Raw genomic sequence first — 26,362 nt, forward strand, 5'->3', positions numbered from 1 at the left:
ACCCGCCATCACTATCTGATCGGACGCAGCAGGCGTAGCGCGTTCATGGTCACCAGCACGGTTGCTCCCGTATCGGCAAGGATGGCCGGCCACAGCCCGGTGATCCCGATGATCGTCGTGACCAGAAAGACCGCCTTGAGGCCGAGCGCGATGGTGATGTTCTGGTAGATGTTGCGCATCGTGCGCTTCGAGAGATCGACCATGAGGCCGACGTCGCCCACCCGCCCATGCAGAACCGCTGCATCCGCAGTCTCCAGCGCTACGTCGGTTCCGCCGCCCATTGCGATTCCGACGTCGGCCGCGGCAAGGGCCGGAGCGTCGTTGATACCGTCGCCGATCTTGCCGACCACGAACCCTTCTCGCTTGAGGTCGCCGACTATCCGCTGCTTGTCTTCGGGCATCAGTTCAGCGCGAACCTCGATGCCAAGCTGAGCTCCGATGGCGGTGGCCGTCCGCTTGTTGTCGCCTGTCAGCATGACGGTCCTGATGCCCGTATCCGTTAGCGTCCTCAGCCCGGCTACCGCGTCGGCCCGCGGCTCGTCTCTCATGGCGATCGCACCCGCGAGGACGTTTCCGATGACGAGAACGGAGACGGTCTTCCCCTCGTCGTTGAGGGAGGTGATCGTCTTCGAATGCGCCATCGGCATCGAAACACGTTCGGCGGCGGCCTTTGGCGAGCCGAAGAACACCTCGACGCCGCCGATCACTGCAGTCACGCCCTTTCCGCCGAGGGCCTTGGCGTCGGTAGCTGCCGGAGCTTCGATTCCGTCCTCGTCGGCCCTGTCGAGCACCGCCACGGCCAGCGGATGGCTTGATCCCATTTCGAGCGCGGCTGCATACCGCAGGACCTCGTCGACCTTTCGGCCGAACGGAATAACGTCGGTCACCTTCGGCTTGCCTTCCGTGAGCGTGCCCGTCTTGTCGAAGGCGATGGCGGTAAGCTTGCCAAGTCCTTCAAGAACGGCGCCGCCCTTCAGGAGCAGGCCGCGGCGCGCGCCCGACGACAGCGATGCGGCGATAGCGGCCGGCGTCGAGATGACGAGAGCACACGGGCAGCCGATCAGAAGAACTGCGAGCCCCTTGTAGATCCATTCGCTCCAGACTCCGCCGCCGAGCAGCGGAGGGACGATGGCGACCAGCGCGGCCACGACGACGACGCAAGGCGTATAGTAGCGGGAGAAGCGATCGATGAAGCGTTCGGTAGGAGCCTTCGATTCCTGGGCTTCCTCGACGAGCCTGACGACGCGGGCGATGGTGTTGTCGGCGGCGGCGGCCGTTACCCTAACACGTAGCGCAGCATCGCCATTGACCGTACCCGCGAAGACGTTGTCGTCAACAGCCTTCTGGACGGGAACGCTCTCACCCGTAACCGGGGCCTCGTCGACGGAACTCTCGCCCGCGACGATCACGCCGTCGGCGGAGATCCGGTCGCCGGGGCGGACGAGGATGACCGAACCCACTTCAAGCGTCTCTGCGGGAACCTCGCGAGTCTTTCCGCCCTCCTCCAGCAACGCCGTCTCGGGTACCAGGGCCGTGAGCGACTTGATGCTGTCGCGCGCCTTGCCAGCAGCCACGCCCTCGAGCAACTCGCCGACCAGGAACAGGAAGACGACGGCGGCCGCCTCCTCCGTGGCGTCGATGAACAGCGCACCGACGGCGGCGATAGTCATCAGCATCTCGATCGAGAACGGAGTGCCTGCCATTGCCGCCATGATGGCGCGACGGGCGATCGGAACGAGACCGACCAGCATCGCGACGATGAAAGCGTAGGTCGCAATGTCAGGGAACAGAAGACCGATGCCGTAGGCAACCACGAGTGCCGTACCCGCCATGATTGTCAGGCGGCCCTTCGCGCTCCTCCACCAGGGTCCTTCGGACGGGCCGTGGTCGTGGCCGCCGTGGTCTGCGTGATGTTCGATCCCGGAGCCTGCACCAAGCGCGTGTTCCGTCACCGGGGCAGCGGAAGCCGACCTCGGACGGATTGGCGTCGCCTGAAAGCCCAGCCCCGAAAGCTTCGTGCCTACGGCCTCGAGGTCGCTGGCGTCGTCGTGGGTGACCGTCATTGTGCCGGCCGTCACGGAAACGGCCACGTCGGATATGCCGGGCATGCGCCTGACGGCCGTGTCGATCTTGCTCGCGCAAGAAGCGCAGTCCATCCCGTCGACGCGGAATTTCGTCTGTGACGGCCCATTCATGTGCGGGATCCTCATGCTGTCCATAAGGATGGTTCTACGACCTCTAGCCGCTAGAGGTGCAAGAGAAAAAAATGAGGTGCGCCGATCTTCTACCAGAACCTCGCCCGGACCGCCAAAACCCGACCTTAGCTCGCCGCGTCGACTGCCGGGTTTCTTCTTCCAAGCAGCGGCATGACTCGGACGTAGACGAGTTCGCTCAACAGTTCCACGAGGGTCTGGGTGACAATCACGGCCGGGAGCACGGGAACGGCGCCTGGCACGGCCAGCGCGAGAGGAAGGACGACCAGCGAGTTTCTTGTAGCGGTGCTGAAGGCGACCGCCCGCCCCTCCGCGGAAGCAAGCCGGAACAAACGGCCCGACATCCAGCCGGCTGCAGGAGCGAGGACGGCGAAGGCGACGTAGAGAGGTAGGACGGTCAATGCCGCTTCCACCGCCGACCCTAGCTGCGGCAGGACGGAGGCGACCACGACGAACAGCACCAGCGCAGTGGCGGGAACGGGTAGAAGGCCGAGCACGGACGCCGCCTTCTCCGCCGCTTTGCTTTTCTTGGCGAGGAGCTGAACCAGGATCGCCAGCGCGAGGGGGATCGCGATCAGCCATACGAATGCGTGCACGAAGGGACCGGCTTGCACGAGAGACGCCGCATCGTCCCCAAGAAGGAACCCGAGATAGAAGGGAAGAGCGATCATCTGCACGATCAACAGGATCGGCGTCGCCGCCAGCAGGAGACGGGCGTCCGCCCGTCCGAGATGCGAAAAGGTAACGACATAGTCTATGCAGGGCGTAAGCAGGACGAGAAGGACGCCCAGCCGGAGCATCGGATCCTCCGGCAGGAACTGGACGAGGACGGCCACGATGCACGGGACGATGACGAAGTTTGCGAGGAGGAGGACGCCAAGGAACCGGAACCGCGAGAACGACCTTCCCAGGTTGGATATCGGTACCTGAAGAAAAGTGACGAAGAGCATGAGTGCGAGTGCGGGATTGATGGCAGGTTCGAGCAAGGTGGTTCCCGATACCGAGAACGCCGCCAGAGTTGCGAGTACCACTGCGGCAAAATAGATGACGACCTGGTTCTCTTCCAGAGCTTCACGCATGTCGGCTATTTTCCTTCCTCATGCCAGATACAGCCCCGCTCGATGAAGTCATGAAGCAATAAGCCATGAGGAGGCTGGGACTTGGGAGGCCCGGATGCTTGTTGGCTAGATCATGTCTAGGTGACGAACGCGAGCAGCCTTTACAAGATGATCGGCCATCTGTCGTCTACAAACCGGATCCAACCTTGTTGAGGCCTTCGGCAGGTTGCGGATACTGAGGAACTCGCAACGAGTGCTACGATCAGTTTGCTGCGCAGTGGAACAATGCGGTAGCAGACGATGCCTGCTTTTAGACACGCGTAGTGACCGTTCGCGCTTCTACCGCCAGACAGGGTGCTCCGCAGGACAACAGCAACGCCGAGCCGGAAGACGCCCGTGCACTCGATACGACCGCACTCGGATGGAGACTCAACTCAGGGGGCCGTGGCCCAGAGAGATCTTTAGAAGTGAGTGCCGAACCCGTGCGCTGTCTTACTGCGGCTTCGCCGCTTGCTCTGGGCGCCGCGTCGCGAGGTTAAACGCGTCGCCGGAGCTTAGAACGTGGAGCTTGAGGTCGTAAATAGAGAGCGGCTCCTCGGCACTCGCTTCCGCTATGTTAGAATGGGTTACGTCTCCTGCATCCACCAAATAGACAGCGCCGGTTCCGATCACCTCGAACCTCTGACCTTTCACGACGATGGCAGTGTCCTCATCAATCCCAATCCCCAAAACGCGCGGGTTCTGAGAGACAGCTCCGATGAGCCTGCCGATCCGTCCCCGCTCGGCAAAATGCTGGTCGATGATGACGTTCGGAAGCAGACCAAGGCCTGGCGCCATGCTGAGGTCGCCGATCCGAAAGGAGGCCGCATTCGGCCCACGAACCAACATGGTCTCGCTCATCGCAGAGGCGCCAGCCGATGTCCCGGCGATCACGCCGCCGTTTGCAAAGATGTCATGAACCCGCTCATAAATGGGCGTGTCGCCGATCAGGCTCGTGATCCGAAGCTGATCGCCGCCAGAGAAAAAGACAGCATTCACCTTCTGCAGATCGGCTAGCTTATCTTCCATGACGGCCTGGTCGCGTTCATCGATGTAAAGCTCGCTCACCTCGCTAACCCCGAGAGCACCAAAGGAGTTCTGGTACTTCTCGATATAACCCTCCGGTTCGTGCGAGGCGACGGTGGCGAGCACCAGCTTTCCGTCTGTCACATGACGTGCGACCTCCTTCAAGATCACCCGCTCTCCGTCATGATCTTCATGGCCACCTATGATGATCAGCGTGCCCTGTTTGTCATCCGAACCTGTACTTCTCTTAGCCATGCCGCTCTTCATCCTGATTCAGATAGACTTTCGGAGCCGGATCGGTGCTGCTGGCATATGCGACTGCAAAATGGCTGCTGTTATGGGCCCAGCCAAACCTTCCATCCGGTGTCAGCACAATCGCTCCCGCTTCGCCACCGGTCGTGGCCAAATGTGTGAGAGCAGCCTCGACGGCGGCTCGAGGTGACGTCTCTGTGAGGCCTTGCATGACGCGCGCAGCCAGCATCATGCGAGTGATTTCCTCGCCATCCCCTGAAAGAACAACGCCGCCAACGCCGTTGTCGCAATAGAAGCCGCAACCGGGAAGCGGAGAGTCCCCGACACGCCCAGGAAGCGTATCTTCCAGACCTCCCGTGGAGACAGCAGCCGTGAGCAAGCCGTGCTGGTCCAGGGCAATGCAGCCGACGGTGTCATGCCGCCTCTCCCGAGCAGGCTGTTCATGGGCTGAAGAGGCAGCAAGTGACGAGGTCTCGCAGAGAGATAGGCCGGCGTCACGAGCAAAGGCATGAGCGCCCTCCCCAGCGAGCAGCACCGGCTTTTCGAACAACATCGCCCGCGCTGCGGAGATCGGATTGCGAATTCCTCGGGCTGCGGCGATGCCGCCGATGTTGAAGCTCGCACCCTCCATTATTGCCGCGCAGGTCTCCACGCTTCCATCCGCGTTTGGCGTGCTGCCATGGCCGGCGTTGAACGTCGGATCGTCTTCAAGCAATCGAACTGCCGCCTCAGCGGCATCAATGCTGCTGCCGCCCGTTTCGAGAATACGGATACCCATGCGAAGCGCCGCTTCGCATCCTGCACGGTTCGCAGATGCCGCTTCTTCGTCGATGGTCTTGGCGCCACCATGCAATATGATGGCCCACATCAACAAGCTCTCATCTCGACCGCGGCAGAACCCGTGATTGCAAGCGGTCTGGGTGTTGGACATTTTGCTTCCTCCACCTGCCGCCAGACCGCGTCGATGTCGTCCACGGTCAAAGCCACGAGGTCGCCCGGTTGTGCGGTAGATAGCGCCAGATCAACAGCGTCGGCTTCGTTCAATACAACTTGGATGTTCTGCTTGGCGGGCACGGCTTGCCTTACCCCCCGGAGCAGAAGAGAGGCGGCCTCTCCCTTCGGACGCCCCCGCAGATCCAGATCTTCCTTCAGGATCAGGCGGTCGAAATACTCCGCCGCCACTCTTCCCATCTTGATGATATCCTCGTCGCGCCGATCGCCCGCGATCCCGATCACGCCGACCGTTGTTGCCCGATCCTCGTGCATCCGGCGGACAAGCTGTCCCAAGGCCCTCAGGCCGTCGGGATTGTGGGCGTAATCAAGGATGATTTTGACGCCGTGGACCTCGGTGACATTGAGCCTTCCAGGCGACTGCGCGTAGGACGTCTCGAAAGAGCAAAGCGCCTGCCGGATGACGGGGAGCGGCACGCCATGGCAGCAGGCCATCGCCGCGGCCGCAAGTGCATTTTCCACATTGAATCCTGCCATTCCCCCAAGCGTCGCAGGTATCTCGGCTACCTCAGCGACAAACGTGGCTTGGCCACGATCGAACATCACCATATCGCCAGTCCCGGTACTTGTGTCGCAGGTCAAGGCTCGCCCGCCACTAGCAACGTGCTCCTTCAGGAAAGGAGGCCAGTTCTGGTACGGCTGCATGGAGAAGTAGCAGACCTGCCCTCCAGCCAGTTTAGAGATGGCTGCCGTATGGGGGTTATCCGCGTTGAGCACGCTCCATCCATCCCGGCGCACGGCCTCCACCACGACCGCCTTGACCTCCGCCAGGTCCTCAAGGCTATCAATGCCGCGCAGGCCAAGGTGATCCGCCGAGACATTGGTCACGCAACCGACGTCGCAGTTTTGAAAAGCGAGACCCTCCCGCAACATACCTCCACGCGCAGTCTCCAGAACAGCTACATCCACTGTCGGGTCACTTAGAACAACGTGGGCGCTCTTGGGGCCGGTGCAGTCGCCGGTCATGATGCGCTCGCCGTCAATGTAGATGCCGGAACTCGTGGTCATACCCACTTTCTGACCTGTTGCGGCCATGATGTGTGCGACCATACGGGTAGTCGTCGTCTTGCCGTTGGTTCCGGTAATAGCAAGAATCGGGATGCGGGTGGGCGCGCCAGGCGGGTAGAGCAGGTCGAGGACCGGCGCGGCGACGTTGCGGGCCTTTCCTTCTGAGGGGTAGAGATGCATGCGAAAGCCTGGCCCGGCGTTTACCTCTATTATGCCGCCGCCCGTCTCCTGGACCGATCTCGAGATGTCCGGCGCGATGAAATCGATGCCGGCGACGTCGAGACCTATAATCTGTGCCGCGCGGCAGGCGATCAGGGCGTTGTCCGGATGGATGATGTCTGTGCAGTCGATGGCCTTGCCGCCGGTCGAGAGGTTCGCTGTGGGGCGCAAAAGGACCGTTTCTCCGCTCGCAGGGACAGTGTCGAGCGTCATGCCTGAGAGATTGATGTAGTGCAAAAGGCAGTCATCAACCGTGATCCTGGTCAGCGCCGCCTCATGGCCTTCGCCCCGCCGCGGGTCGTGGTTTTCCTGTTCGATGAGTTGCGCAATCGTCGAGCTACCATCGCCCAACACACAGGCCGGGATTCGCCTGGCTGCTGCCACCAGTTTGCCGCCGATCACGAGAATGCGGTGATCCGCGCCAGCGAATTGTTGTTCCACCAGAACCGACTTCCCATGCGCCTGGGCCTGCGCGAAGCCCCACCTCACCTCCGCCGCATTGGTGAGCCCGACATTGACGCCGCGGCCGTGATTGCCATCCACCGGCTTGGTGACAACAGGAAATCCCAGACGCTCGGCTGCCTCGACTGCAGCCTCCGAAGTTGTCACGATTGTGCCGCGTGGCGCGGGCAGGCCTGCTTTGACCAACAGGTGGTTGGTCAGTTCCTTGTCACCGGCGATTTCCGTCGCAATCTCCGAGGTGAGTGAGGTGCAACTCGCCCTGATCCGCCGAACATGCTTGCCATAGCCGAACTCGACAAGGCTGCTATCATCCATCCGGCGCCAAGGAATCTGCCGCTTTTCTGCTTCTGCCACCAGCGACCGCGTCGTTGGGCCGAGCGCACGTTCAACATGAAGCTCTTTCAGATGGCGCACAGCATTCTCGACGTTGAAGGGCGTCAGCAGCGGGCTTGCAACAAGCTCCAGGCCCTCAACGCCCCTAAGTTCCGGTGGAAGAAGGGAACTTACAAGTTCCAGAGCAAACCGTCCGGCCTGAAGCCCCACCTCCTCATCTTCATATGCGAACATGACATTGTACACGCCGGGGCTGCCCCGGACCGAGCGCGTCTTCCCTCTTGCAACATTGGCACCGGCAAGGTTTTGCAGTTCCAGGGCCACGTGTTCGGACACGTGCCCGAGCCATGTGCCTTCCCTCATGCGGCGAACAAAGCCGCCGTCCACTCCATAGCTGCAGCCATGCCGTCCGAGGCCGGGCAAGCTGTCCAACAACGCGTCCGTGAAGCCGGGAAGAAGGTTCGTCGGGTAGTGCTCGAGGGAGCGAAGATCGATTTCGATCCGTATCATCGGCGTGCGGCTGAATAAGTGTGGTCCGCGGTAAACAGCAACGTCCCGAACCAATATCCCGTGCTTCGGCTCAACGCCGGAGCCAAGATTTGTTAATGTCATTGGAATATCCTCAACCATTCACCGGACCAGTGGGTCCTTCCAGATCTATATGCGGCGGTCATTCTGGTCGCTTTGGTCAAGCCATCATGTCCGCCTCTCGAGCGGCGCTTACGAAGGCTGTCCGTGCAGCCTCACATCCGAGCTGCTTACGAACCGCCAGATTGCAGCGATGCATCGCCTCCTTGAAGCCATCCCCCCGTATCGTGGGCCATCGGAAGGTGAGGTAACTCAGCGCTTGCTTCGGTCCCCGTACTGCCTCGGGGAAGCCGTAGCCTATCCTTACCCAAACTGGCTCCTGCCAGCGGACCTCATATTGAGCGTCGATAACGTCTGCCATGCTTCTTCTCCTACCGTTCACAAAACTGCCCCCGGAATTTGCAGTTCCACAAGGGTACGTTGACGTACGATCGGTAGTCTCCAAGAACGCATCGCTACTCAGGAGGCGGAAAGCGCTATAGCGGTTCCTTTAGGTTGATCCTGTGCCCCGACAGTAGAAGCCAATTCTAGGTGGCGGCGGTGCTCCCTGTATGGATCGGCCCCTCGGAGTGGTTCTAGTTCTGCCACTCAGCTTCTGGCGCTGCTGCAGGCGGGGAAGATTAGGGGGAGTATCCGCCGTGTCCTCGTCGGAAGCGGGATGACAAAGAAGAAGCCAAACAAGGCCTGCGGAATACTGCCATTGATATTGGTGGGAGATTAGATAGCGAGTCCTCTGGCTAAGAAGCGCCGCAACAGCGGAATCAAGCGCACATGAACAATAAGCGTCCGATGCGTTGGTCCCCTGTCAGCATCGGCTCGTTCAGGCTTGGCAGCAGTTGCAGCGAGCCGGGTTATGCAGGCAAATTTCGCACACCGCCCGCCCGCCGTTTATTGTGCCGCAAGTTAGAGGAGATGGCGCCGTGCTTAATGGTTTTCGGTTTCCGTCAAGCCGCTCCGGCAGCAACCTCACCAAGGAGGGTGCAGCCGGCGCCCTACGTGAAAGCCTCAGTTCGCGGGTCGAGCTCACGAAGTATCGCTCACCACATCTAAAGGGGCTAACCCTCTCATACCGCCTTCGTGTATCGGCTCAAGCGCGCGGCAGTTGCCAGCATTCACCTCCGCGGGCGCCTTGTCAGTGTGGGGACGACCTTCCTTCCGAGTAAGCAGATGGCGCTGGCACCATCACAACGCCGCGTCGCCAACTACCCCTGCTAGTGTCCGATTGCACTGGATATCGTCGCGGCTACGTGTGCCAGATCATAAGGCTTGGCGACGAAGTACACGAGGACTGGAAGTTCGAAATTCTGGAAAGTTCTATTGGCAGAAGTTATAATTATGGCAACTGAGGGCCACCGTCCCCGAACCAGCATGGCCAATCGCAAGCCGTCCATGTCGCCGGGCATGTCTATGTCGGTGAACATCACCTGGATGCCCGGGTTCTGCACCATTTTCTCGAGGGCATCACGCGCGTTGGCAGCCTCAAGACGTCAAAGCCGAAGTCCGTCAGCTCATCAACGATAGCAAGGCGGATCAGCGGCTCGTCCTCCACGACGAGCACACTTGGTTGTCGGTAATGATGCACGGTACGTTCGCTTCTGCAGGAGTAAGCTGCTGTTCTGTACGTTAGCATACAAAACTGCATCTCAGCCGAGGAAGTTCCAGCAGCAGGTACGGGTTGGGCATGTTACTGGCTAATCAAGGCCCACGACCCTCGATGTTACCGGGTCAGACGCGAAGTTTTCAAATCGATGGAAGGCAGGATAGTTGTCCCTGTGATCCCGCTTATCCCAGGCGGACGCAGATCAGCTTCAATTTCATTGGCCGCAGTAACCGCTTCTATCAGCCTAAATGCCCATACATCCTGGGATGCGGCGAAACGGAGCGGTGGAGCCCTAAATCGTCGCAGCACGTCCGCCACGAGGCCCCGGCTCCCTGTCGCTTACAGTCAAGAACGTCTGATGGGAAATCCTACGCGTCGCTCGTATTCCTGCTCAGGGATTCCGTAGGAGGCGCTGGCAACTTCTTCGAGCTTCTGCCTGTCGACAATCCGGATGTTTCCTCGCGTCGCCTTGATTGCGTGAAGACCCTCCAGGACATGAATCTCGTTGGTGACACCTGAACGACGCACGCCGAGCATGAGCGATAGAAACTCGTGCGTGAGGGGCATGTCATCGTCTTGCAAACGGTCGTGGCACATCAGCAACCAGCGAGCCAGCCGCTCGGGCATGTTGTATCGGGCATTGGCAAGAGCAGAATGGGCAAGCTGCAGTTCGCAACAATGGACATACCTCAGAAGGAGGTCATTGGCAGACGGCACCTGTTCTACCATCGACAGAAGCGCTGCCGCTGGCACGGAGATGCCGCTGCCCGCTACCTGCATGAAAGCCTTGTTCGGCGTCTCCTCAACTTTCAGGAGAACGTGGGCACCGGCCATGCCTTCATAGCCGACGTGGCCGACCTCGACGGACTCGTCGTCCGAATTGGTAGCGACCAGAGACGCCAAGCCCCGTTCCAGGAAATAGACCACGTCTGTTGCCACGTCCGGTAGGACGAGATCGAACTTCAGCGGTAGCTCGACCCGCTGCATATCCGGCTGCAACAGAGCGTAGGCTTTGGGTGGAAGTGCCCGCAGAAGAAGATTTGAAACATTAGCTTGAAGAAGGTCAGACATATCCCAGCCTCAGCGGGATTGAGCCCGGTCTCATGCGACGTTTGGCGAGGCGTCCGCAATGGCTAGCTTATGCGCCAAATCGGCTTGATCGGCCAAGAGCCGAAGTTCTTTTGTGCGGTTTTGACATTCCTAGTCGGCGGCTGCCCTTGCCGCAGCAAGCGAGGGCTGGTCAACGATCTGAACGGCGGCCGAAAACGAGAGCACCATGACCGTAAATCCGTGTTCGTCGGTGACATTCATCAGCCAGGACGAGATATCGGCCTCTTTCAGCAGGCTTCCCTTGAGGCGCTCGCCAATTGTCTCGACTGCTTCGCTACGAGCGCTGGCAAGATCAGGATGTTCTGACCCGACTGTGTCCGGGAGAGAAATGCTGTCGTGAAGATTGAAGAAATACCGCTTCATCTGTCGGTTGCTCCTGTGCAGGCAAGAGCAAAGCGGTCTCTCAGCCACCCGCGCCTGTTGATGATGGCGAGTGATTCGGCATTCATCGCACTCAATAACGGCTTAACTAAGACGGGAGCGTCGGCCGCTCTTGAGAGGTCTGCAGGAGGTGCCTCCGAACATTCTCCTACGATGCACCGTGAGAGCCCGCATCGTCATGACCTAACGTTCTTTCCTGATGCTCCACCGACAAGACGGGTTCAAGGTACTGCCTTCTACTTTGCCCCTGCCGCCCGTGCAAATCCGCCGATTAGTTCTCCCTCGGCCAGCACATGCCCCTCCATTGCCTGAAGGACTGCATCGCGTTTGGCACCAGGCTCAAGCCGATACTTTCAATGTCCAGCGCGAAGACCTGGAAATGATAGTTATGAGCCGGGTCGTCGACAGGCGGATTCGGGCCGGTATAGCCGGTCGACCCCATGCTGTTCGTGCCCTGCTTGATGCCTTTCGGTTCGACCAGGACCGGATCAGTCGGGAGACCTTCTCGCAGGCTCATCACATTGCCTGGGATGTCGTAGATGATCCAGTGCACAAAGGGTTTGGGCTAACTGGCATCCGGATCGTCCGCGATCACGACGAATGACTTGGTTTCCTGCGGCGCATCGCTCCAATCGAGCTTCGGCGAGGCGTTGTCGCCATCGGCAACATGCTCGACAGGAATGGAACCGTCGTTCTGGAAATCGGAACGGACGGAGATCGCTTGATCACCCTTTGGCTCAACCAGATCGATAGCGATTTGCGAGTCTGGCTTATCCTTCACGACGTTCGGGATGACAACGGCCTGTCTCCCGTTAGCAGTGTCGTTGGCAGCGGCGTCGCTGCCATCGTAGCTAACCCGATAGATCACGCCGTTGTCGTCGTCCGCGACGTAAAGAGCGCCATCTTGGCCAACGGCGATGCCAGCAAGGCGAGCGAGGTAGCCATAGCCGCCATCCTGCTGCTGAATCAAAAAGCCCTCTAGGAAGTTCTCTGTGCCGACAGGCTTGCCATCTTCGAAATCGATGCGGAGGACCTCGTAGCCGCTCGGGTGGCGACGATTCCAGGAGCCGCGCATCGCTACAAATGCGTCACCCCGGTATTCCTGCGGGAAGACATCGCCGTCATAAAAGGCCATCTGCATTGGTGCACTGTGGGCAGTGTAGCCGAGTTCAGGCTCCGTCGACTGCTTCGCCCATTGTTCCAGCGTCATGCCTTCCGGCGGATTGTCCTGCGGGTTGAACTCGCTCATGCCATAGATATAGGGCCAGCCATACTGTTTGCCCTGCTCGATCCGATTGACCTCTTCGATCTGCTCCTCGTCGCCAAGCCAGTCAATGCCGTGGTCGAAACCATAAAGGGCTCCGCTCGTCGGCTCCCAATCAAAGCCGATCGTATTGCGCAGGCCGCTGGCAAAGATTGTGCGGGAGCTTCCATCCTTTTCCGCCCGTAGCACAGTGGCATTCTCGGGATTGCCTTCGTCGCATGCATTGCACGTGCTTCCGATGGATATGTAGAGTTTGTCGTCGGGGCCAATCGCCAGCGTCCGGTTAGGGTGCTGGCCGGCATCCGGCAGATCGTTGATGATGCGGCATTTCTACGACTCAGTTGGGATGATGCTTATGTTGCCGTCGGCTTCCAGAATGGCAAACTTGATCTGCGTAAGCTGCTCCAATCCGTGCTGCTGCCGGGCAGCAACAAGAATGTCCTCCAGGTTGACCCGCGCCTTGTGCATCGCGCGCCTATCAGGCTCGCCCTTGGAGATCAGGACAGTTGGAGCGCCGTCCAGGAAGAGCGCAAGCCGAGGAAACCAATCCTTCAAGTAGGATAACATGATGTCGAGTGAAAACAGCAGGATGATGAGCAGGAAGGAGTTCGTCAGAGAAAAGTCATCCCCGAGAAAAGCCTGCTGCGTCGTCTCGGCAACAACCAGAAGAAGGACGAAGTCGAAAGGTGTCACCTGCGCCATTGTCCTGCGGCCGGAAAGGCGAGTCACCAACAGCAGGAACAGAAAGACAGCGGTGCCTCGGATCACGGTTTCCATTGCGTCCTCACGGCCAAATCCAGGTCCACAGGGTTTGTTCGGAGCCTGCGATGTCCGCAGCGTACTCCGCCTTTCCAGCATGCTTCGGCTTGATCGTAAACACGACCTTCCTTTCACCGCTGGACGTCGCTCTGAAATGAAACTCCTCTCGTTGATGGTGGGCCACGACCTCAAAAGGCCTCGGCTGGACGTCTTCAATCGAAAAGCTGGAAAGGAAGCCTGAACCAAGGCTCATCACGACCGGGCCCACATAGGAAGGAGGGAAGGTCACCTCCATCTCCGTCGGTCGCTCCCATCGCGCAGTCAATGGATATTGTACCTCCGCTCCGCCAATCGTGGTCGTCGCTGACGAGAACCATCCGCCCGCGCCCGCAAAGCCCATTACGGCAGCTACGATGACGACGGCAAACAGCACCCACGCCACCCGTTCGAGCTTCCAGAACCATTTCTGAAATCCCCGGTGCTCATTTAGCTGTAATCCGTCTTCGCGAACTTCCGTCTCAGTCTCCATTGTCATTCCCATACATTTCGACCAACCGAGGGAAGCCATCTATTGAGACGCTTCTGAATTGACCTACCTCTGCTTATGACGATGATCGGCTGCCTCTGAACAGGTTCCTGTGGAACAGCAGAAACGGCGGTCACAAGGGGATGTTCCAGTTATTGCAGAGTAACGGTTAGTTCCTCATTGGGAGGTATCGGTAACGGCTCGAGCAGGAGGTCAGGCATACAGCCTTCGACGCCATACACGCTAATGGAACACCTAGACTATCAAATGAGGCGATCGTGCGCCCCGCCACCGATCGCGGCAGACATCAGAGGCTCGGCCGTGTTTGCGAAGGGACCAGCGGCGTTCAGCAGCACCGAAATGCCGTCGAGGCCGGTCGCGACGGCATCTGCGTCGTCGAGTGAAAAGAGCCGGATACCTGCGCCGAGGGAGCGCGCCATCGACTCAAGCGTCGCGCGGTCCTTCTCAAGACCTGCAAGAACGAGGTTCAGTCCAGCGGAAGCGGCATGCTCTGCTGCCATGCCACCGGTATAACCGGCGGCTCCATAAATCATAAGCGTGTTCATAGGAGATCTCTTTTCTGTAATTACTCGAGGGCGGCGTCGATGCGCGTGATCAGCCCGTCGTCATTGACCGTGATATCGAGTAGGCCGACCTCGCGGCCGAAGTCTCCGGTGAAATCGACCCGTACGCGGCCTTGTGTTTCGTTGATGGTCTCGATTGAGAGACAGCGGGTGACCGTGTGATATCCGATGAAATACCGCTCGACGTAATCGCGGATGCCCGCGTGACCCTCGAAACAATGACTCGTCGATGGATCGTCGACCACCGCATCGGACGTGAACAAGTTCACGGCGGCGTCAGCATCGAAGGCGTTGGTGGCAGCGATAAGTGCGTCAGACTTCGCACGCAGCGTTTCTGCAGTCATCGCATCAACTCTCATGCTGCCAGCTCTTGAAAACGAATTCGAGCCGATCCTCTCGACATTGTGCCTGCCACATGAAGCGCGATGCTGATCTTTCGGGCGTCCCAGACGCGGGCGACGGCATGACCGGCGAGACTGCCCAACATGGCGACGCTTCCGCCGTCGTTGACGGGGAACTCGTCACGCTCGGCCCGGACGAACTGCGTGATTTCGATTTCGGAAGGGGACCCCGATCATCCTTTCCCGTGACGCTACCATGCAACTGGCGTGTCCGACATCGAAACCTTCGTTCATGTTTCAGCCGGCGCGTTCCCCACGCGAGAGGTCGAGCAGATGCCTGCCGGTCCCAGCTTCGAAGAGCGTGAAGCAAGCCGCTATCATGCAGCCGTCGAAGTCACCGACGCCAACGGCAGGGTGGTTCGCTCGCTACTCGATACGGTGAACGGATACACCTTCACCGCCATGGCCGCGGCGGAAGCGGCCCGACGTGTGCTTGCCGGCGAGGTCCGGCCCGGATTCCAGACACCTGCCGGGCTGTTTGGCAATGGCTTTGCCGAAACGATCGCCGATACGCGGATTATCGATGTCTAGCAGATGGAGATGAGAGGTCTTGATCCATGGCCTGATTGGCGATGCTTCAAGCCCTTTGGCAGACGGCTTCGATATTGTTGCCGTCGGGATCAAGGGCATACGCCGCGTAATAGTTTGCATGATAGCGCTCCCGAATTCCGGGGGCGCCATTGTCCGTTCCACCATTGGCAAGTGCTGCGGCATGAAACGCATCGACTGCCGGCCTGTCACCCGCGGTGAAAGCGATATGGATCGGGAGTTTAGTCCCGCCCTGCTGGTGAATCCACAGGCTCGGATAGCCATTCTTCCCGAAGCCGTGCCGCGCGCCGCCATGGGGCGTGCGAGCCGGATCGATGCTGATGACGAGCGTCAGCCCGAGCGGCCCCAGAACCGCTTCGTAAAACCGGCGCGCGCGCTCCGCCTCTGCGACCGGGAACTCGACGTGATTGATGATATCGGTGGTCATGATCGTTCCTCCTCTCAAGCTTGTGACGCGCCGCCATCGGCGAACAGTTCGACGCCGTTGACGTAGCTGGCGGCATTGCTCGCCAGGAAGACGGCGACCTCTGCGATTTCCTCCGGCTCGCCGATGCGTCCGATCGGGCTCTTGTTCTTGAGGAAAGCCATGCCTTCTTCCGCATGCTCGCCAAAAGCATCCCGCAGCGCTTGCGTGTTCGTCGGGCCTGGGCTGACAATGTTGATACGGATCCCTGTGCCCTTGAGATCGCTGACCCAGCTCCGCACCAGATTACGCACCGCAGCCTTGGTGGCCCCATAGATGCTCATGGTCGGGCCGGGATCGATGGAGGCCGTCGAGCCGACGATGACAATGGACGAACCCGGCTGCATGAGCGGCAATGCGCCTTGCACGGTGAAGACGATGCCTTTGACGTTCGTATCGAATTGCTGGTCATAGGCAGCTTCGGTAATCTTGCCCAATGGGGCGTGGACACCGCCGCCAGCATTGGCGACGAGCGTATCGATCCGCCCGAACTCCGACCGGATCTCGGTAAACAGCCCCTCCAGTCCCGCAGTGCTGGAAACATCGGCAACGATGCTGACCGCGTCGCCGCCAAGTTCCGTGACGGCCCGATCCAGCGCATCCCGGCGACGCCCTATGATGATGACCCGCATGCCCTGCGCCGCCATCTTTCGCGCGATGGCAAAGCCAATCCCGCTGCTGCCGCCGGTCACCACGGCGACTTTTGTTTTGTCTGATGTGCTCACTGTATTGTTCCTTTATAGCTCGTTGCACTCACCACGGCTGCCTCCCTTGGTTGCTGAAGAATTTGACTTTTGGGCCGTCGGTCCCGATCAAAGCTGTCCGGATTGCGGTGCGGCGACATGGAAGCTGACATCACCGAAGAGGCGGGGTTGGACCCAGCGCGAGGCGTATCGCCACTTTCCATCGCGAAGCGCGAACGTGTCCACGTAGCGCCCGGTCACTATCGGCTGCAGCGGCAGGCCGGGCATTTCCTGATGGACGGTGAAGTAGCTCACTGACCTTGCCGTCGTTGCACTCTCGATGTCGATGAGGATGTTCGACAGCGCATGCCAGGTCCGCGGTGTGCCATCCTGGTGATGCTGCACGTTGTCTCTGAAGAACCGGGCGATCTCGTCGCGGCCATTGACGACAGCGTCGCCCACCTGGAACCGGGCGTCGGCCAGCAGTTCGGCATTCTCAGTGATCTTTCCGTCGTCCAGGTTATGGACATAGGTGGTGAGCAGCCGGTTGATCTCACTCTCGATCACGAGAAGGTCGAGAGCGTCAGGGGTGTAGTCATTGGCAGGCATCGAGGTTCCTCTTTCATGGCGGGTTTCACCAAGTTGTCAGTCTGGGATTTGTGGATTGGCGAGCCGTCAGACCTGCGAAGCGCCACCGTCGGCGAACAATTCGGCGCCGTTGATGTAACTGGCGGCATCGCTTCCCAGGAACGCAACGGCGCGGGCAATTTCTTCAGGCTGACCAATGCGGCCGATCGTGCTGCGATCGCTGAGATAGGCGATCGCTCCTTCCGCCTGGTCGCCCAGGAACGAGCGCAGCGATGCCGTGTCGGTCGGTCCCGGACTGAGGATATTGATGCGGATACCCGACCCCTTGATGTCCATGACCCAGCCGCGAACCATAGCGCGCAGCGCGGCCTTGGTGCCGCCATAGACACTGAGGCCCGGTCCGGGCTGGATCGACGATGTCGAGCCGATGATGACGATCGCACTACCCTCGCCCATCAACGGTAGCGCCTTCTGGACGGAAAAGGTCACGCCCTTCACGTTGCCGTCGAACGCCCGATCGAAATGCTCTTCGGTAATCGAAGCGAGCGGGACAATTTCACCGGCGCCGGCACTGGCAACCAAGAGATCAAGCCGACCATGTCTGTCTTTCACATGCGCGTAGAGCCGGTCGAGGTCGCCAAGATCAGATGTCTCCGCCTGGACGCCCTCGGCGTCGTTGCCCAGCGTTTCGACGGCGGCGTTGAGTTTTTGCGCATCGCGACCGGTGATGATGACCTTCGCACCCTGCGATACGAGTTCCTGCGCGATCGCAAGCCCGATCCCCGACGTACCGCCTGTAACGACAACTATCTTCTGCGCGAACGACATGGTGGCTCCTTAGTTGGCGATTTCATGTAGCGACCGCTATAAAGGATCGAGTCACCTCCTGACAAGCATTATATATCGCTCGCTACAATCTCTGGCCTTTGTCGGCTTGAGAGTTGTTGTAGGAGCCGCTATATCTGACACATGGAAAACAACACCGTTTCACCTCCTGCCACCCGACAGAGACGACCGGCATTCGACCGCGAGAAGGGCGTCGAAATTGCCAAGTCCTTGTTCCATGCGCGCGGCTACGATGCAGTGAGCATTGCCGATCTGACGCAGGCGCTTGAAATCAACCCGCCGAGCCTTTATGCGGCCTATGGCAGCAAGCTCGCGCTATTCGAGCGCGCAATGCGGTCGTACCGATCGACGGACTTTTTGCAGATTGAGAAAATCCTTCGTCACGGCAGGCCGCCGGCGGAGGCGCTGACGGACCTTATGGTCGCTGCCGCGCGTCACTATACGAAGAATGCCGACAAGCGTGGATGCATGATTACCGAGGCCCTGCAGGGCGACGACGAGCAGGCGTGCGCGCTGGCAGGCGACCTGGCGAGAGAGCCCAGAGAACGGATTCGAAACTACATCGCCGCGCACGCGCCGAAGTCAGAAGTTGATCGGATCAGCGACTATCTGCTGCTGAACTTGCGCGGGCTGTCGGCCTATGCCCGCCTGGGCTACCCCCAGAAGAAGCTGATCGACTGCGCCCGAACTGCTGGACGGGCGCTTGTTGGCGAGTTTACTTCCGGCCACCATCCTGAAGGATAAGGGCGCGAACGAATCTATAGAGCGCGAACAACGGCGTGTTGAAGAGAGAGCGGTAACTTCTCTGGGGTCAGGCTGCTCGCAGGTGGGCTTGAACATTGGAGGCACGGTCGGCTCAGGCTGTCGGAACTGAACCGCGCCGGGTTTGCCGGAGGCCATTTCGTTTGAGTTATGCGGCCATGGCTGTTTCGTCCAGCATGGCGTAATACCGCTCTTCAGCTTCGGCTGGCGGTATATTCCCGATTGGCTCGAGAAGTCGTCGGTGGTTGAACCAGTCGACCCATTCAAGAGTGGCGAACTCCACCGCTTCGAAGCTCCTCCATGGTCCACGCCGATGGATGACCTCGGCCTTGTAAAGACCGTTGATCGTTTCGGCGAGGGCGTTGTCGTAACTGTCGCCGACGCTTCCGACCGAAGGCTCGATTCCAGCTTCTGCCAGCCGCTCGGAATAGCGAATGGATACGTATTGAACGCCCCTGTCCGAGTGATGCACGAGGCCGCAGCCATGAGCGGGACGCCGATCATGGAGAGCCTGCTCCAGGGCATCGAGGACAAAGCCTGCATGCGCCGTCCGGCTCGCCGCCATCCAACGATGCGACGAGCGAAGACGTCGATGACAAAGGCCACGTAGACAAAACCCTGCCAGGTGGCGACATAGGTGAAGTCCGAAACCCACAGCCTGTTTGGTGCAGGGGCTTTGAACTGACGGTTCACCCGGTCAAGCGGGCTCGGAGCCGTCTTGTCCGAGAATGTCGTGCGGATCGGCTTGCCCCGAATGATGCCCTGCAGGCTCATCGATCTCATAAGCCGAGCGACAGTGCAGCGGGCGACTTCGAAGCCTTCACGCTTCAACTGCCGCCAGACCTTGCGAACGCCATAGACCCGATAGTTCTGCTCGAAGACACGACGTATCTCGATCTTCAGGCTGATATCGCTGCGGGCGCGGATCGACAAGCGATCCACGTCCAGGCGCTTGGCGACATTCTCGTGATAGGTTGAAGGGGCAATCGGCAATAGCCTGCAGATCGGCTCGACCCCGAACACGCCACGGTGTTCGTCAATGAACGAGATCATCGCTTGAAGGGGCGGTCGAGCTCCGCCATCGCGAAATAAGCCGAGGCTTTGCGCAAAATCTCATTCGCCTGACGAAGCTGGCGGTTCTCCCGCTCCAGTGCCTTCATCTTCTCCGCCACGTCATTCGGCAAACCTGCACGCTTGCCGCTGTTGACCTCGGTCTTCTTGACGCACTCGTGCAGGGTGGCTGGCGAGCAGCCAATCTTGGCAGCGATAGATGAAACGGCAGCCCAGCGTGATGGATGCTCGGCTTCGTGGTCCAGTACCATCCGGATGGCACGGTTACGGACTTCAGGTGAAAACTTGTTCGTTGTCTTGCTCATGATGGCTCCACTTTCTCAGAAGTTGGAGCCTCCGGCAAACCCGGCGCGGTTCACCCCCTCCCCATGGCAAAGCGGCAACGTCAATCGCGAACAGGGCGTGTCTAAGGCGGGAAATCCGCGTTTGCGAGCCACCATGGTCGAGCTCGCCTGGCTATGGTTGCGGCATCAACCGAAATCGACATTAACGTTATGGTTCAAAGAGCGCATCGCGCGGAACGCCGGCCGCTTAAAGACGCCGATGATCGTTGCGCTCGCGCGTAAGCTGCTCGTGGCCCTCTGGAAGTATGTGAGCTCCGGCGTCGTCATCGAAGGTGCAATCATGAAAACCGCCTGAAACACAAACTGCTGCGAAACACAGTTTCTAATCCTCAGAGCCTGATCAGCCCTGACGGATCCAGGTGAACGGACCGGGAATCCTTTTGGCTTTCAACGCCGACCTTGAGTTTGGTCCCGTTCTCCTGAGCCCGTGCCCGTCGAAAGCGGGATAATGGTGCAGCCGCGTGAGAGCGGCGACCGGATGTGAGGTTGTATAGGCCCGAGAACCGGGCCGGTAATTGCTATGGGCTCAGACCGTGGATCCGACTACGAAAGAGAAATTCGATGCCACTCGAATGAACAATTGACAACAATCCTGATGTGAAAGGATTCGAACCGTCGTTCGCTGGAATTCTCGGGCGGATCTAGTTCTGCAGCCGTAGCGCGTAACGTGTATGCCGACGTTCACCGGTCCGCGTAAGTGCACCGATCTCTACGAGTTGTTGAAGGTCGCGTGTAGCCGTAGCGCGGGATGTGGCTGTGATCGAAATGTAGTTCTCCGCGCTCAGACCTCCCTTGAAGCCCGCGATGCCCTCCTTGAAAATGCGCGCGACCACCTTTTCTTGCCGTGGGTTTAGGTGGCCTCTGAACCGGTCGTAGAACTTTGCTTTCTGGATGAAGAAATCTATGCGCTCAAGCGTCGCCTGCTGGGCGATAAGGATCGTTTCTGAGAAAAAAAGGAGCCAGCCGGTGATATCGAGCGTCCGCTGGTGGCGTTCCAGCTGGGAATAATAGGCCTTTCGGTTTTTCTCGATGGTGAAGGCAAGTGAGATCAGGCTTGGTTGTCCTATGTTTTGCGCCAGCGACTTCTCAGCAATCGCGCGACCAATGCGGCCATTGCCATCTTCAAAAGGATGTATGCTTTCGATGTAAAGATGGCCGACCGCTGCGCGCGTCAAAGCCTGAAGCGGGTTTTCCCCTCTTGGTCCGGATTGATTGAACCATGCGATGAAGATCTCCATCTCCGCGGCAACTTGGCGAGATGGGGGAGCCTCAAAATGTACTGTCGGCTTGTCCAATCGGCCTGACACGATCTGCATGGCATCGTCATGCTGGCGGTAAGCGCCGACCGTTTCGATGTAACGATTTCCGGCCATCAGCATGGAATGCCAGTGAAATAGCTCTTCATGATGCATCGGCTCATGCCAGTTTCGATAAACGTCCGCCATCATCTCGGCGATTCCCCGCTCCTGGGGTCGAACCTGTCGGTCATCTGTGTTGAGCCCGAACTGTTGGCGGAGTGATAATTGGACGCTCGCGCGATCGAGAAATTCCCCCTCGATTTCCGAGGTCTTGATCGCCTCGTCACTCAGGAGCTCAACCCGAAGCTGGCTACTGTCGTCTTCATTGAAGTGTCGAACAGCACCTATGACTTCGCCGGCGGACTGCAGAAACTTCTGCTCGAATGGAGCTAAGCTTGCGGCGTCGTACCTGAAACTCGGCCAATCGGCGTTCTGCCAGTTCCACTGCATGAGTTATAGCCCACATTTCTATACCTCAAAATTATCCGCATTTATGAGCTATGACAAGCCTATCTATTGCTCAGCTGTACAATCCCGCGTGCTCCACCCGAACAGCGACGAGCTGAGAGAGCCTGCCCCTTGCCGAATATAGTTTATTAAAAGGCACATCCTATTTCCGCTCGCCCTCGGCGCTGGTGCTGAGACACACGGAAGAAGCATGACCAAAAACGACATTTCATCACGCCATTTTCAGCGAAAGATATCCCAATTCTGCGAACTGCGTATCGCGCCGATCACATCCAAGCGGGTGCTGGAGAGCATCCGGATCGTGTCCCACGACGTGGTGTAGCTTCGGCGGTCGCCGTGCCTTCCGGACAGAGCCGGGATCGGATCAGCTTGCGGCTGGCAGGCTGATGAGAGGATCATCGCTCATCGTGGCGATGGTCTCAAGTGTCATGTAGCCGGATCGTTGGACCGCCCATTTGATGGTATGGACCGCTCCCTTTCCCTCAGCGAATATAGCGGTGTCTTTTAGCCAGAAGGAGCGTTTCCATGCCTGTTGTTACCGTTGGTCTCGACCTTGCAAAAACAGTCTTTCAAGCGCACGGCGTTGACGAGGCCGGTCAAACCGTTCTGCGCCGTCGCCTTGGACGAAGTGAATTGGTCGCGTATTTTGCCAAGCTGCCTCCTTGCCTGATCGCGATGGAAGCATGCTCCAGCGCCCATCACTGGGCTCGCGAGCTGGTTATTCTTGGACATGACGTTCGGCTCATTCCGCCGCAATACGTCAAACCCTATGTCAAACGGAATAAGACCGACGCGGCAGACGCAGAGGCGATATGTGAAGCGGCGGGTCGGCCAAGCATGCGTTTTGTTCCAATCAAGACCCGAGATCAGCAGGCGGTGCTTGTTCTGCACCGGTCTCGTTCATTGCTGGTTCGGCAACGAACAGCATCGATAAACGCGGCGCGGGGACTGGTTGGTGAGTTTGGGCTGATCGCATCAAAAGGCCGCTACCGCATATCAGAGTTGCGGCAGCGCATGAACGCAATGACGTCAGACCAAATACCAGCAATCGCCTGCCAAGCGATCAATACCCTATTTGATCATATCGATGTACTCGAAGAACAGATCGCTGCTGTCGAACGACAGATTGTCGAGTGGCATAGGAACAACGAAGATAGCCTTCGGCTGGCGACCGCACCAGGCGTGGGCCCGATCACTGCAAGCGCTATCGTCGCAGCTGTGGGAGACGGCCGTCAGTTCCAATCAGCACGACACTTTGCGGCCTGGCTCGGGCTGACTCCCAGGATGCATGCCAGCGGCAAGAAGGAGCGTATTGGCAGGATCAGCAAGGGAGGGGACAGATATCTGCGGGCGCTTCTTATCCATGGCGCGAGAGCGATTGTCGGAACGCTGTTCCGAAAAAACGTGACGCCTCGTCCATGGTTGCTTGCGCTCGCGGCACGCAGGCCGACCAACGTCACCGCTGTCGCCGTCGCGCACAAAACGGCACGCGCCTTGTGGGCAATGCTGACGCGTGAAGAGAAGTACCGCAAACCAATTGCTGCGGCACCGTCTGCAGCATAACAGCTCCAGCACTGTTCCTATGATCAGTGCTGGCTTGCGAGGGTAAGCGAATGTGATGGCAAACCGGTATGATCCGGGTTCGGCAAAGGCCCATGAAACGATGCGAGCCATATGAGCTCGTCCATTTGTCTGGCCGCCGATCCGCGAATACCATCAAGGCCAGCGGCCTAGCGGCTCGCACAGACAGGCCGGATACACGACCGCAAGCACCGTGTCTGCCGTGACGTTCAAATTACTCCTTGCAAACCGGGAGCGGTCCATACACGTCGTTTTGTTCGAGGAGCAAGGCACCGACCAGTCTGACGATGGCGTCATCGTTGGGAAAGATGCCGACTACCTCCGTTCGCCGTTTGATCTCGCCGTTGAGGCGCTCGATCGGGTTTGTGGAATGTAGCTTGGCCCAGTGCGGCTTGGGAAAGGTCATGTAGGCGAGCACGTCCTGCTCGGCGCTGTCCATGAGCGTGGCGAGTTTCGGCACCTTAGGCCTGATCTGATCGGCGACATTGCGCCATTGACTGCTTGCCGCCTCCGGTGTGTCCTGAGCAAAAGCCGTGGCGATAAAGGCGGAGACAACGCGGCGTCCGCTCTTTCCAGCATGGGCTAAGGCATTGCGCATGAAGTGGACCCTGCAGCGCTGCCAGGTGGCGGCAAGAACCTTGGATACAGCCGCTTTGATGCCTTCATGGGCATCGGAAACAGCCAACTTGACGCCGCGTAGGCCTCTTCTTGTCAGTTTGCGCAGGAATTCCGTCCAGATCGGCTCGGCCTCGGATGTGCCAATCTCCATGCCCAACACCTCCCGGCGTCCGTCGGTGTTGACGCCGACGGCGATGATGACGGCGACGGAGACGATGCGCCCACCGCGCCGGACCTTGAGGTAGGTGGCATCGATCCACAGGTAGGGCCATTCACCCTCTATGGGCCTGTCGAGGAAGGCCTTCACCTTGTCGTCGATCTCCTCGCAAAGCCTCGAGACCTGGCTCTTGGAGATGCCGCTCATGCCCATGGCCTTGACCAGGTCATCGACGGAGCGGGTCGAAACACCCTCGATATAGGCTTCCTGGATCACGGCCGTCAGAGCCTTCTCCGCCATGCGGCGCGGCTCAAGGAAGCTCGGGAAATAGCTGCCGGTGCGCAGCTTCGGAATGCGCAGCTCAACGGTGCCCGCCCGCGTCTCTCAGTCCCGGTCGCGATAGCCCGGTACGCTGGGCCAGTCGAAAGCCATTCTTCTCGCCATAGCCCGCGCCGGTCTTCGTGCCGACCTCCAGAGCCATCAGCTTCTCGGCAGCAAAGCCGATCATATCACGCAGCAAATCGGCGTCGGCGCTCTTCTCAACGAGTGAGCGGAGGTTCATCATGTCGTCGGTCATCGGTGGTGTCCTTCAGGTTGAGCTTCAACAACCCGACCCTATCGGAAAACACCGGTGACCACCGCTACCCTGCTACACCACGCTGCGGGACACGATCGACCGATCCCCCCTGCACTCGCCACACTGGTGCTTGGAAACGCTTCCTTAGCGCCACCGCCCCACGCGTAGGGAAGGCTGAATGCCATGGCGCCGCCGCTCGTGCGATCTTTTCTATGTCCCGACTGACGGGTCTCACGTGTTCGAGGCGGGAGAACGCTCTGCTAACCATGGGGTCAGGCTGCACTTTTGAGGCAGAACCCATCTGCTAAAAGAGCGTTCTGGATCGAATGGCAGATCGGGAGGCTCAATGATTGAGCACGCAGAAGAATGGCTTGCGGAGGCGCTGAGCGCAGCCAGCTATCGAAAAATGTATCGTCTCGCAGATGCGATTGCGAGCCTGGTACAACATCCTCCGTTGAAGAAAGCGGCCCACAACGTAGTGAAGTGCCTTGAGGGCGTAGTTGAACATCCGATTGCGCCTTCACAACGGCTGTTCCGCGCACGTCGGCACTTTCAGCATCTGGTGAAGCAACTGGAAGAAGCGGTCGGTGTGCCGCCGGACCCTGGACCGGGAAAGTCGTAACGGTCTAAGCTGCCGCAAATTAGCACACTTGGTGCTTTGCGGGTACTCCCGATTTCCGAAAGTTAGCTACCTCGTTTTGCTGCGGCTGGCACGGCGCGTAACCAGCCGAAATCGGATTCCGTGAAAAGGCTAATCTGTCCGGTCGAGGATCAGCCTCTCATACTCGCGTTCTGGAACCCCATAAGAGCCGCCGGCTAGCTTCTCTAGCTTTGCCCGATTCAGGATGTGTATATTTCCTCGCGTTGCCTTGATGATCCCAAGTCCTTCGATGACGTGGATCTGCTCGGTCACGCCCGATCGCCTGACCCCGAGCATCAGCGAAAGGAACTCGTGTGTCAGCGGCAAGTCCGGAACACGGATCCTGTCGTGACACATCAGCAGCCAGCGAGCCAGGCGCTGTGGCATCTGGTATCTGGCGTTCGCCAATGCGGAATGCGCGAGCTGCAGCTCGCAAGCCTGAATGTAGCGAAGCAGAAGGTCGGAAGCTTCAGGATGCTGGAGCAAAATTTCTTCCAGGAGATCGGATGGAATGGCCAGACCTGAGCCCGCCACCTGCATGAATGTCTTGTTCGGCGTTCGCTTGGTTTTCAGGAGGAGGTGCACGCCGCTCATACCCTCAAGGCCGAGATGACCGACTTCGATCGTCTCACCATCAAGAGCTCTGGCAACGACAGATCCAAGGCCTCCCTCAATGAAGACAACGCGGGTGGTCGGAACGTCAGGCTCGACAAGAACATGACCTATTGGAAGATCGACCGGTTCAAGCTTGTTCGCAAACACAGAGAGGCACTGCGGCGGCATCGCCTTCAGAAGCCGGTTGTGAACCTGAGATTGGCAGATGGGCATTTCACCGTTCTCCGTCGGGGAAGAGCCCGGTCCCATGCGCGCCGCCAATCGCAGC

At 59.2% G+C, this 26,362-nt stretch carries 24 protein-coding genes, 4 pseudogenes and 1 other annotated feature; of the genes and pseudogenes, 6 read left to right on the top strand and 22 right to left on the bottom strand.

Features of this window, described 5'->3' with window-relative positions; genetic code table 11:
- Positions 1–11 precede the first annotated feature (11 nt).
- The 14 genes and pseudogenes from M1E10_RS03905 to M1E10_RS03970 all read right to left on the bottom strand — a co-directional run bounded on the left by M1E10_RS03905 (position 12) and on the right by M1E10_RS03970 (position 14,792).
- Positions 12–2,195, bottom strand: coding sequence for a heavy metal translocating P-type ATPase (locus tag M1E10_RS03905; protein ID WP_499172808.1), 2,184 nt, complete (start codon positions 2,193–2,195; stop codon positions 12–14).
- Between the two features lie 125 nt (positions 2,196–2,320).
- Positions 2,321–3,292, bottom strand: coding sequence for an arsenic resistance protein (locus tag M1E10_RS03910; RefSeq protein WP_499172809.1), 972 nt, complete (start codon positions 3,290–3,292; stop codon positions 2,321–2,323).
- 471 nt (positions 3,293–3,763) lie between these two features.
- Positions 3,764–4,591, bottom strand: coding sequence for a cyanophycinase (locus M1E10_RS03915; protein WP_499172810.1), 828 nt, complete (start codon positions 4,589–4,591; stop codon positions 3,764–3,766).
- Complete coding sequence (locus M1E10_RS03920; RefSeq protein ID WP_499172811.1) at positions 4,584–5,519, bottom strand: isoaspartyl peptidase/L-asparaginase family protein; 936 nt, start codon at positions 5,517–5,519, stop codon at positions 4,584–4,586. The genes M1E10_RS03915 and M1E10_RS03920 overlap by 8 nt, the downstream gene beginning before the upstream one ends.
- A complete protein-coding gene (cphA, locus tag M1E10_RS03925) occupies positions 5,456–8,233 on the bottom strand; it encodes a cyanophycin synthetase (protein WP_499172812.1) in 2,778 nt (925 codons plus the stop codon). Before cphA ends, M1E10_RS03920 begins: the two co-directional genes overlap by 64 nt.
- Before the next feature lie 76 nt (positions 8,234–8,309).
- Complete coding sequence (locus M1E10_RS03930) at positions 8,310–8,570, bottom strand: DUF982 domain-containing protein (RefSeq protein ID WP_499172813.1); 261 nt, start codon at positions 8,568–8,570, stop codon at positions 8,310–8,312.
- An 850-nt stretch (positions 8,571–9,420) separates the two neighbouring features.
- Positions 9,421–9,657, bottom strand: a complete 237-nt coding sequence (locus tag M1E10_RS03935) for a response regulator transcription factor (RefSeq protein WP_499172815.1) — start codon at positions 9,655–9,657, stop codon at positions 9,421–9,423.
- A 497-nt stretch (positions 9,658–10,154) separates the two neighbouring features.
- Positions 10,155–10,880 carry a Crp/Fnr family transcriptional regulator gene (locus M1E10_RS03940; protein WP_499172816.1) on the bottom strand — a complete coding sequence of 242 codons (726 nt, stop codon included), beginning with the start codon at positions 10,878–10,880 and terminating at the stop codon, positions 10,155–10,157.
- A 129-nt stretch (positions 10,881–11,009) separates the two neighbouring features.
- On the bottom strand, positions 11,010–11,282 hold the full coding sequence (locus M1E10_RS03945) for a DUF6894 family protein (RefSeq protein WP_499172817.1): 273 nt from the start codon (positions 11,280–11,282) through the stop codon (positions 11,010–11,012).
- A gap of 289 nt (positions 11,283–11,571) precedes the next feature.
- Positions 11,572–12,885: pseudogene (locus M1E10_RS03950) on the bottom strand (YbhB/YbcL family Raf kinase inhibitor-like protein).
- Positions 12,886–12,894: 9 nt separating this feature from the next.
- On the bottom strand, positions 12,895–13,341 hold the full coding sequence (locus M1E10_RS03955; protein WP_499172818.1) for a DUF421 domain-containing protein: 447 nt from the start codon (positions 13,339–13,341) through the stop codon (positions 12,895–12,897).
- A 7-nt stretch (positions 13,342–13,348) separates the two neighbouring features.
- Entirely contained in the window at positions 13,349–13,852 is a 504-nt protein-coding gene (locus M1E10_RS03960) for a hypothetical protein (RefSeq protein WP_499172819.1), read from the bottom strand.
- Between the two features lie 260 nt (positions 13,853–14,112).
- On the bottom strand, positions 14,113–14,415 hold the full coding sequence (locus M1E10_RS03965; RefSeq protein WP_499172820.1) for a saccharopine dehydrogenase family protein: 303 nt from the start codon (positions 14,413–14,415) through the stop codon (positions 14,113–14,115).
- 20 nt (positions 14,416–14,435) lie between these two features.
- On the bottom strand, positions 14,436–14,792 hold the full coding sequence (locus M1E10_RS03970) for a YybH family protein (RefSeq protein ID WP_499172821.1): 357 nt from the start codon (positions 14,790–14,792) through the stop codon (positions 14,436–14,438).
- A 249-nt stretch (positions 14,793–15,041) separates the two neighbouring features.
- Between M1E10_RS03970 and M1E10_RS03975 the strand changes: the two genes are divergently transcribed.
- Entirely contained in the window at positions 15,042–15,365 is a 324-nt protein-coding gene (locus M1E10_RS03975) for a saccharopine dehydrogenase family protein (protein ID WP_499172822.1), read from the top strand.
- Positions 15,366–15,411: 46 nt separating this feature from the next.
- On the opposite strand, the gene M1E10_RS03980 is transcribed toward M1E10_RS03975, so the two are convergent.
- The 4 genes from M1E10_RS03980 to M1E10_RS03995 form a co-directional block, all read right to left on the bottom strand.
- A complete protein-coding gene (locus tag M1E10_RS03980; RefSeq protein WP_499173471.1) occupies positions 15,412–15,798 on the bottom strand; it encodes a VOC family protein in 387 nt (128 codons plus the stop codon).
- 26 nt (positions 15,799–15,824) lie between these two features.
- Complete coding sequence (locus tag M1E10_RS03985) at positions 15,825–16,571, bottom strand: SDR family NAD(P)-dependent oxidoreductase (protein ID WP_499172823.1); 747 nt, start codon at positions 16,569–16,571, stop codon at positions 15,825–15,827.
- Between the two features lie 87 nt (positions 16,572–16,658).
- Positions 16,659–17,138: a nuclear transport factor 2 family protein gene (locus tag M1E10_RS03990; RefSeq protein ID WP_499172825.1), complete on the bottom strand. Its 480-nt coding sequence runs from the start codon at positions 17,136–17,138 to the stop codon at positions 16,659–16,661.
- A 66-nt stretch (positions 17,139–17,204) separates the two neighbouring features.
- On the bottom strand, positions 17,205–17,945 hold the full coding sequence (locus M1E10_RS03995) for an SDR family NAD(P)-dependent oxidoreductase (RefSeq protein WP_499172826.1): 741 nt from the start codon (positions 17,943–17,945) through the stop codon (positions 17,205–17,207).
- A 141-nt stretch (positions 17,946–18,086) separates the two neighbouring features.
- Here M1E10_RS03995 and M1E10_RS04000 point away from each other — a divergent pair, with 141 nt between their 5' ends.
- Entirely contained in the window at positions 18,087–18,707 is a 621-nt protein-coding gene (locus M1E10_RS04000) for a TetR/AcrR family transcriptional regulator (protein WP_499172827.1), read from the top strand.
- 166 nt (positions 18,708–18,873) lie between these two features.
- On the opposite strand, the pseudogene M1E10_RS04005 reads toward M1E10_RS04000, so the two are convergent.
- Positions 18,874–20,101, bottom strand: a pseudogene (locus tag M1E10_RS04005) (IS3 family transposase).
- Positions 19,704–19,820, bottom strand: a sequence feature (AL1L pseudoknot). Its footprint overlaps the pseudogene before it by 117 nt.
- Before the next feature lie 43 nt (positions 20,102–20,144).
- Here M1E10_RS04005 and M1E10_RS04010 point away from each other — a divergent pair.
- Positions 20,145–20,435, top strand: a pseudogene (locus tag M1E10_RS04010) (transposase); the annotation flags it as partial.
- A gap of 346 nt (positions 20,436–20,781) precedes the next feature.
- On the opposite strand, the gene M1E10_RS04015 reads toward M1E10_RS04010, so the two are convergent.
- Positions 20,782–21,888 (bottom strand): Fic family protein, encoded by a 1,107-nt coding sequence (locus M1E10_RS04015; protein ID WP_499172828.1) that lies wholly within the window; start codon positions 21,886–21,888, stop codon positions 20,782–20,784.
- 208 nt (positions 21,889–22,096) lie between these two features.
- On the opposite strand from M1E10_RS04015, the gene M1E10_RS04020 reads away from it, so the two are divergent.
- The gene (locus M1E10_RS04020; RefSeq protein WP_499172830.1) at positions 22,097–22,228 is read left to right on the top strand and encodes a hypothetical protein; all 132 of its coding nucleotides are present in this window, start codon (positions 22,097–22,099) and stop codon (positions 22,226–22,228) included.
- Positions 22,229–22,431: 203 nt separating this feature from the next.
- Positions 22,432–23,469 carry an IS110 family RNA-guided transposase gene (locus M1E10_RS04025; RefSeq protein WP_499172832.1) on the top strand — a complete coding sequence of 346 codons (1,038 nt, stop codon included), beginning with the start codon at positions 22,432–22,434 and terminating at the stop codon, positions 23,467–23,469.
- 265 nt (positions 23,470–23,734) lie between these two features.
- Here M1E10_RS04025 and M1E10_RS04030 read toward each other — a convergent pair.
- Positions 23,735–24,839, bottom strand: a pseudogene (locus M1E10_RS04030) (IS256 family transposase); the annotation flags it as partial.
- Between the two features lie 346 nt (positions 24,840–25,185).
- Here M1E10_RS04030 and M1E10_RS04035 point away from each other — a divergent pair.
- On the top strand, positions 25,186–25,461 hold the full coding sequence (locus M1E10_RS04035; RefSeq protein ID WP_499172833.1) for a hypothetical protein: 276 nt from the start codon (positions 25,186–25,188) through the stop codon (positions 25,459–25,461).
- Between the two features lie 129 nt (positions 25,462–25,590).
- Here the strand turns inward: M1E10_RS04035 and M1E10_RS04040 are convergent, their stop codons facing one another.
- Positions 25,591–26,307 (bottom strand): Crp/Fnr family transcriptional regulator, encoded by a 717-nt coding sequence (locus tag M1E10_RS04040; protein WP_499172834.1) that lies wholly within the window; start codon positions 26,305–26,307, stop codon positions 25,591–25,593.
- Positions 26,308–26,362: the final 55 nt, after the last annotated feature.

The organism is Rhizobium sp. PK7-22, assembly GCF_056530405.1.